The sequence below is a fragment of the Cytobacillus massiliigabonensis genome (genome assembly GCF_900199725.1).
Taxonomy (GTDB): Bacteria; Bacillota; Bacilli; order Bacillales; family Cytobacillaceae; genus Cytobacillus; species Cytobacillus massiliigabonensis.
The window spans coordinates 1,439,800-1,441,503 of the sequence record NZ_LT904904.1; the positions used below are offsets into that span (position 1 = coordinate 1,439,800).

A 1,704-nucleotide genomic window follows, 5' to 3' on the forward strand; every position below is an offset into this window, starting at 1 on the left:
AAAATCTCCTTAATTAACTCCTTTTGTTCTTTGTATTTATCTGGCCGTTCCATTTGCTTTACCCAATAGTAATACGTACTACGGGCAATTTCGGCAATCTTAACTAACTCACTCACCTTAAAATCATGCCTTAACTCAAATATTATTTTTGCCTTTTCTTGTTCGGTGATTTTTCCTTTTCTTGAATTAAGGCCTGTAACTTTTTTAAATAGGCATTCTCCATGCGTAAACGTTCATTTTCAGCTTGTAATGCCTCCATTGAACCCTCTACAGGTAATGATTTTTTTGTTTCCTTTTTCATGGATGGACGCCCCTTTTTCTTTGGAAGTAGAGCGTCCACACCTGATTCTTCAACCTGCCTTTGCCATTGAAGAATTGTAGAAGGTGAAGAGATGTTATACACAGCCGCTGCTTGTTTAAAAGACGCTCCAAGTTCGCTCATATAATTTAGTACGTCCATTTTAAAATGAATATCATAGTTTGTATAGGATGAAATTAATCCATTTTCACCATTTTCTCTATATTGAGCTATCCAAGTTTCTAAGGGGGTTTTACTTACATTGAAACGCCTAGCAACTGCTCGAATAGACTCTTTTCCATTTAAATAGTCTAATACCGCCTCAAGTTTTAACTCAAATGAATATTTGGCCATAAAAAAACTGCACCTCCAATTGTTAGTTGTGTCTNTAGCTATTATCTCACCATTATATAAGTCGAGAATGGGCGATAAATATAGCTTTTCCCCATGCAGGTGGAATTCTGTCACATCAGTCACCCACTTCTTGTTAGGCTTAGATGCATGAAAATCCCGTTCTAATATATTAGCTGTAGTTTTGCCCACTTGTCCTCGGTATGACCGATATTTTTTCATTCGAACGAGACATTTTAATCCCAGCTCATTCATTAGACGTCGGATCGTTTTATGATTGATTACATACCCTCTGTTGCGTAATTCTAATGTAATCCGACAGTAACCATAACGCCCCTGATGTTCCTCAAAAATCTCCTTAATTAACTCCTTCAGTTCTTTGTATTTATCTGGCCGTTCCATTTGCTTTACCCAATAGTAATACGTACTACGGGCAATTTCGGCAATCTTAACTAACTCACTCACCTTAAAATCATGCCTTAATTCAAATATTATTTTTGCCTTTTCTTGTTCGGTGATTTTTCCTTTTCTTGAATTAAGGCCTGTAACTTTTTTAAATAGGCATTCTCCATGCGTAAACGCTCATTTTCAGCTTGTAATGCCTCCATTGAACCCTCTACAGGTAATGATTTTTTTGTTTCCTTTTTCATGGATGGACGCCCCTTTTTCTTTGGAAATAGAGCGTCCACACCTGATTCTTCAACCTGCCTTTGCCATTGAAGAATTGTAGAAGGAGAAGAAATGTTATACACAGCCGCTGCTTGTTTAAAAGACGCTCCAAGTTCGCTCATATAATTTAGTACGTCCATTTTAAAATGAATATCATAGTTTGTATAGGATGAAATTAATCCATTTTCACCATTTTCTCTATATTGAGCTATCCAAGTTTCTAAGGGGGTTTTACTTACATTGAAACGCCTAGCAACTGCTCGAATAGACTCTTTTCCATTTAAATAGTCTAATACCGCCTCAAGTTTTAACTCAAATGAATATTTGGCCATAAAAAAACTGCACCTCCAATTGTTAGTTGTGTCTAACAATTGGGGTGCAGTTCA

1 protein-coding gene and 1 pseudogene are annotated in these 1,704 nt (G+C 36.5%); both read right to left on the reverse strand.

Annotated features, from left to right (window positions below; translation table 11 throughout):
* Positions 1-142 precede the first annotated feature (142 nt).
* Complete coding sequence (locus C1726_RS26630) at positions 143-652, reverse strand: helix-turn-helix domain-containing protein (protein ID WP_102275581.1); 510 nt, start codon at positions 650-652, stop codon at positions 143-145.
* A gap of 36 nt (positions 653-688) precedes the next feature.
* A pseudogene (locus C1726_RS26635) lies at positions 689-1,650 on the reverse strand (IS3 family transposase); the annotation flags it as partial.
* Positions 1,651-1,704: the final 54 nt, after the last annotated feature.

What these genes read in the sequence shown, in the direction of transcription:
- C1726_RS26630 (WP_102275581.1), bottom strand. Translation starts at nt 652, where the DNA reads ATGGCCAAATATTCATTTGAGTTAAAACTTGAGGCGGTATTAGACTAT.